The organism is Clostridioides sp. GD02377, assembly GCF_045899875.1.
Classification (GTDB): Bacteria; Bacillota; Clostridia; order Peptostreptococcales; family Peptostreptococcaceae; genus Clostridioides; species Clostridioides difficile_A.
Map to the genome: position 1 here is coordinate 1 of NZ_JBJODA010000042.1, position 5,444 is coordinate 5,444.

Here is a 5,444-nt window from a genome sequence, read left to right on the forward strand (position 1 = left end):
GCAAAGAGTGACCTAATAGTTGAATTTAAATTTATGTTTAAATCCAAAAAATGATTGAGTTTTAATGAACTCCACTCTACGACTAAATAGATTGTAGTTCTTCTTGCTTTTATTATACCACAAATTATAAAAAATATTACCTATAATATTTTTTATAGTCAATAAAAAGATGAAATTTTTTATACAAAATAATAATGAATCTAAATTAATGAATAAATTTAATTGTAAAACTGTAAATACAGTAAGCACTTACTTAAAATGTAGGTGTTTTTTTATACAAAAAATCAAAGGAAGTGAATTTATGGTAAGAAAACTGCGGTGTAGTATTTAAAAACATTTTAGAAAGGAAGTGATAACTTGGTAATAGACATATACCTAAAAAATGAAAAAGAAAAAATAGATTTCCATTTTCCGGTTAATCCACTTGATAGTTTATCTATAAAGAAAGAAAAAAGATTTGAAACTGTTGATATATTAAATCTAGGTGAATTTGACATTAAAAAAGAAGGAGAGAAGATAAGAGAAATATCATTCAAGACATTCTTACCAAATTTATATGATGCTTCTTATTGCAGATATAGCGAGTTAAAAAATCCAATTGAAATAGTTGCAATGCTTGAAAAATGGGTAGACCAAGCCGAACCATTACGCTTAATAGTAACTGGTTTTGGTTACAATGGGTTAGTTACAATATCTAGTTTTAGCAATACTCAAACAGCAGGGAGAGAAGAAGATAGAGATATTGAGATAACATTTAGAACTTACAGAGAACTGAAGATAGAGACATTAAAAAAAGAAACTAAAAGTAATACTAAAACAGATTTAAAAGATAATAGACCTAATACTCAAACTAAATCTAAAATATATACAGTTACATCTACAGACACATTATGGAGTATTGCAAAGAAATTTTTAGGCAAAGGTTCAAGGTGGAAAGAGATTTACAATATACCAGAAAATAAAAAAGTTATTGGTAAAAATCCAAATGTAATAAAAAAAGGACAAAAGTTGGTGATACCTAGCAAATGAAAATAATACTAAATGGAAAATATGACATTGCAAATTTTAATGAAGGAATAACATTAAGTGAAGCTATAGATGGAGTTGCATATAAAATGGATGTATCCTTAATAGAAACTAAAACTTTGCAAGATATAAATATTAAAAAAGGTGATAAAATAGTTCTAATTGACATTGCGTATGAGAGTAAAAAAGAAGAAACAATCTTCAATGGAGTCATATGGGAAACTAGAAGAAGTGAAAAGAGCAAGAAACTAACATTGTCTTGTAGAGAAAGAACAGTATATATGGAAGAATCAGAAGAACAATATCAGTTTAAAGAAAATACAGCTACACAGAGAATTGAATACTACTGTAAACAATGGAATATACCTTACTACAATCTAGCTAACACAGGAAAGAAACTTGCTAAAGTAATACATAAGACTAACATACTAGATATGATTAAAAAAGATTTAAAGGAAACAGCAACAAAAGGTGGAGATTTATTTAGAGTAAGAATGGATAATAAATTGAAATTATTTAAGCTTGGTACCAACGTAAATGTATATAAATTAGATAGTATATTAGAAGATGCAAACTTTACAAGTAGTTTTAATGATGCAGTAACAAGTGTAAAAGTGCTAGGTAAGAGTAAAGATGAAAATACAAAAGCACCTATCATTGGCACATATAAGAAGGACTCAGATAAGTATGGAACACTACAAAAGATTAAACAAGATGAAAAGATAACTAATGCAAAAGAAGCTAAGAAAGCAGCAGAAGCAATGTTTAATTCGGGTGAAGAAACAATAAGTGTTGATTGTGTAGTAGATATAAATAGAATAAGAGCAGGTGACAAGGTATCTCTAAAAGGAAGAGAATACTATGTTATAGATGTGACTCATACACTAGACTCTACACCAAAAATGAAGCTCAATATAGGAACTTTAGATTATATAAGGAGGAAATTTTATAACAATGACTGATGCTAGATTTAATGGAGTTGCTAGAATATTAAAAGAAAAAATGAATAAAAGTGTTAATGATGGAGTCTTTGGAATGGGTTGTTCACTTGTAGAAATAACAACAAATGGTCTTAAAGTAAGTGGTTATAAAGATGAAATACAGGACTATTTAGTGTTAGAGAATTTAACATTAAAAGAAGATTATTTTACTCTTTCAGATGAAATGTTAGGTGCAGAATATAGACATAAACATAAAATAGGAACTCCAAAAGAGTTGAAGCCCTTGGTTATAGGCGATAAGGTGTTAGTAGCTGTTATGGGAGCTGAATTTGTAGTAATTGGGAGGGTTGTAAATGCCAAACCTATTTCCGCAGAATGAAACTTTTGAAACTGTAGAATTAAAAAATAATAATGAAAATGAACTGGACCTAAAGGGTTCTTTTTTATTTGATTTTATAAAAGGTGAATTTGTAAAAAATGCAGATGGAACATTAAAAAAATGCGATAAAGTTCAAGCATATAAACAATGGTGTCAAAAAGCTATATTAACACCTAGATACAAATGGTCAGCTTATTCTAGTGTATATGGAAGTGAAATAAAAGACTTAATTGCTAGTAACCTATCTCAAAGTGCTAAAGAACTTGAAATATCTAGGTTAATAAAAGAAACTATTTTAGTTCATCTATATACAAAAGAAGTGAGTAATTTTATATTCAATTGGCTTGAAAATAGTAGGCTTGTTAATTATGAATTTGATGTACTAACAATAGATGATGAAAATATAACTATAGATGGAAACATAAAAAGGTAGGTGATTATATGGAAAGAGAGCTACCTATACCAGTATTTTTGACAGAAGATGAAGACACTATACATGAAAGAATGTTAAGTAACTTTCAAGATGTGAGCACACTAGAAGGGGACTTTATTTATGATGCAACAAGACCTACAGCAGAAGAAATCACACAGTTAAAACAATTAGGGTTACAAAATAATTTAAAGATTGCATTTCCTCAAACTAGCTATGGAATTTATTTAGAGTGGCTTGGTGAATGCAAGGGAGTATTTAAAAATCAACCTACAAAAGCAATAGGAATAATTACATTTGCAGGTGTACAAGGAACTATCATTGTAAGAGGAACTATAGTAACTACTGTTGCAACTGATGAAAAGCAGAGTATAGAGTTTGAGCTTCTTGAAACTAAAACTATAGGAGAAAATGAAACAGTAGATATTAAAGCAGAATGTAGAGAAACTGGAACTATAGGAAATGTTTCTCAAAATACTGTAACTGTTCTATTAGGCTCTATTAATGGGATTAAATCTGTTACTAATAAAGAAGATTTCAAAGGCGGAACAGATATAGAAGACGAATAACATTTTAGAGAAAGAGTCCTTGTGTCAGAACAAGAGGACCGATTAAGTGGAGCTAGTTCGGATTATATAAGATGGGCTAAGGAAGTAGATGGAGTAGGATACGCTTATGTAGTTCCCGAATGGAATGGAGCAGGGACAGTAAAAGTATTAATACTAGATAAAAATAGAAAAGCAGCAACACAAGAATTGATAGATAAAGTTCAAGAATATATATATCCATTAAACGTAGCAGGGAATAGAGACGGAAAAGCTCCTATAGGTGCTATTGTAACTATAGCTACTCCACAAACATTACTAATTAATGTAAAAGCTAGTTTTGTGTTTTCAAATGGATCTAGTCAAGAAACTGTGCTAAATATCTTAAAAAATAAAATAGACAAATACCTCGATAAAATAGATATTGGAGGTACTGTTTCTTATAATGCAATTTATGCACTAACAGGTTCTATGATGTTGACAGATGAAGGCATACAGGACTTTTCTAACTTGACAATAAATGATGGAACAACAAATATTATTTTAAATGACCAAGTAGTTGGAATAGGCGAGATAATTAATGAGGTGATATAGTGATAACTTCTAAAAAAGGTAGAGAAATGCTTCTTACATTATCACCAATATATGAACAATCTATTATAATGCAAAGCTTATATGAAGCTATAGGAAGCGAATTTGATAATCTAGAGTTATTAAATAAAGAAATAGAATTACAGTTATTTCCTCAAAGCTCAACATGGGGTTTAAGTTTTTGGGAAAATAGAGTAGGTTTAACTACTAATCTAGATGAAGCTATAGAAACTAGAAGAAGAAAAGTCATTGCTAAGCTCCAAAGCAAATATATTATGACACCTAAAAGAATGTCTATGATACTTCAATCTTATACAGGTACAAATATAAAAATAAATGAAAACATATCTCCATATACTTTTGGTTTTGAATTAACCAGTACTCAAGGTTTTCCTAGAGATTTAGAAGATTTATATAAGAGAGTAAATGTTATAAAACCTTCTCATCTATCTGTAAGTTATAAGTTAGTATCTTTATTAAAAAGTAAAACTTATTTTGCACAAACAACAATTATGAGTGAAGAAATAACTGTATATCCTTATTCAAATAAAGAAGTAAAAGCTAATGTTAAAGCTAAGTTTGCATTAGCTCATAACATGAGTTCAGAAATATTAACAGTATATCCAAAAGGAGATGGTATAAATGGCTGATGAACAATTTTACACTATACTTACAAATATAGGTAAGGCTAAGATTGCTAACGCAGGAATGCTAGGTAAATCAGTAGTACTAGAGAAGATTCAAGCAGGTGATGGAGGAGGAAGCTATTACAATCCAACAGAAGACCAAACAGCATTAAAAAATAAAGTTTGGGAAGGTAATATAAATGCTTTTGACAAGGATGAAAATAATCCTAATTGGATTATTTCAACAGCATGTGTACCTGGTTCAATAGGTGGATTTACAGTTAGAGAAATGGCTCTCATAGATAACGAAGGCGATATGATTGCAATTTGTAAAAGTCCTGAAACATATAAGCCAAAAGTTGGCAATGGAGCTATGAAAGATTTGTATTTAAAATTTATCATAGAGGTATCTAATGTAGAGAAAGTAACCTTAGTTGTTGACCCAACTGCAATATTTTTAACTAAAAAAGATGAAGAAAAGATATTAACAAATATCAATAAGTTATACACTAAAATAGATACAACTAAAACAGAGTTAACAAACAACATAGAAACTACTAAGACAGAGATTAACACTAAGATAGGAGATACAACATTACTTGAAACAACAGATAAAACAAATATAGTTAGTGCAATAAATGAGGTAAAAACTAGTGTAGATAGCATAGAAACAACAGCAGAGAAAACAAGTTATAACAATGTAACAAGTAATCTTACTACTACAAATGTTCAAGCAGCGATAGACGAAGTTGTTGCAAAAATAGAACGATTTAATAATGAAAATATAAAGATACAGAATGATATGTTACCTATATAATAAAAAGGAGCATGAAAAATGGAGACAGTTTATGAATTTAATTATACAGGTGCAGAACAAAATGTAGTGTTGCCTCCTGGTAAATATAA

6 protein-coding genes and 1 pseudogene are annotated in these 5,444 nt (G+C 29.3%); all 7 read left to right on the forward strand.

The window, feature by feature from the left end; all coding sequences use genetic code 11:
* Nucleotides 1–357 precede the first annotated feature (357 nt).
* Nucleotides 358–1,029: a LysM peptidoglycan-binding domain-containing protein gene (locus Q3304_RS20360; RefSeq protein ID WP_407815244.1), complete on the forward strand. Its 672-nt coding sequence runs from the start codon at nucleotides 358–360 to the stop codon at nucleotides 1,027–1,029.
* Nucleotides 1,026–1,988, forward strand: a complete 963-nt coding sequence (locus Q3304_RS20365; protein ID WP_407815245.1) for an XkdQ — start codon at nucleotides 1,026–1,028, stop codon at nucleotides 1,986–1,988. The genes Q3304_RS20360 and Q3304_RS20365 overlap by 4 nt, the downstream gene beginning before the upstream one ends.
* Nucleotides 1,981–2,346 carry a hypothetical protein gene (locus tag Q3304_RS20370; protein ID WP_407815246.1) on the forward strand — a complete coding sequence of 122 codons (366 nt, stop codon included), beginning with the start codon at nucleotides 1,981–1,983 and terminating at the stop codon, nucleotides 2,344–2,346. The genes Q3304_RS20365 and Q3304_RS20370 overlap by 8 nt, the downstream gene beginning before the upstream one ends.
* Nucleotides 2,321–2,779: a DUF2634 domain-containing protein gene (locus tag Q3304_RS20375; protein WP_407815247.1), complete on the forward strand. Its 459-nt coding sequence runs from the start codon at nucleotides 2,321–2,323 to the stop codon at nucleotides 2,777–2,779. The genes Q3304_RS20370 and Q3304_RS20375 overlap by 26 nt, the downstream gene beginning before the upstream one ends.
* A 71-nt stretch (nucleotides 2,780–2,850) precedes the next feature.
* Nucleotides 2,851–3,915 (forward strand): annotated as a pseudogene (locus tag Q3304_RS20380) (baseplate J/gp47 family protein).
* Nucleotides 3,915–4,562 (forward strand): YmfQ family protein, encoded by a 648-nt coding sequence (locus Q3304_RS20385; RefSeq protein WP_407815248.1) that lies wholly within the window; start codon nucleotides 3,915–3,917, stop codon nucleotides 4,560–4,562. The pseudogene Q3304_RS20380 and the gene Q3304_RS20385 overlap by 1 nt, the downstream one beginning before the upstream one ends.
* Nucleotides 4,555–5,355: a phage tail protein gene (locus Q3304_RS20390; RefSeq protein WP_407815249.1), complete on the forward strand. Its 801-nt coding sequence runs from the start codon at nucleotides 4,555–4,557 to the stop codon at nucleotides 5,353–5,355. Before Q3304_RS20385 ends, Q3304_RS20390 begins: the two co-directional genes overlap by 8 nt.
* Nucleotides 5,356–5,444 lie beyond the last annotated feature (89 nt).

What these genes read in the sequence shown, in the direction of transcription:
- Q3304_RS20365 (WP_407815245.1), top strand. Translation starts at nt 1,026, where the DNA reads ATGAAAATAATACTAAATGGAAAATATGACATTGCAAATTTTAATGAA.
- Q3304_RS20370 (WP_407815246.1), top strand. Translation starts at nt 1,981, where the DNA reads ATGACTGATGCTAGATTTAATGGAGTTGCTAGAATATTAAAAGAAAAA.
- Q3304_RS20375 (WP_407815247.1), top strand. Translation starts at nt 2,321, where the DNA reads ATGCCAAACCTATTTCCGCAGAATGAAACTTTTGAAACTGTAGAATTA.
- Q3304_RS20390 (WP_407815249.1), top strand. Translation starts at nt 4,555, where the DNA reads ATGGCTGATGAACAATTTTACACTATACTTACAAATATAGGTAAGGCT.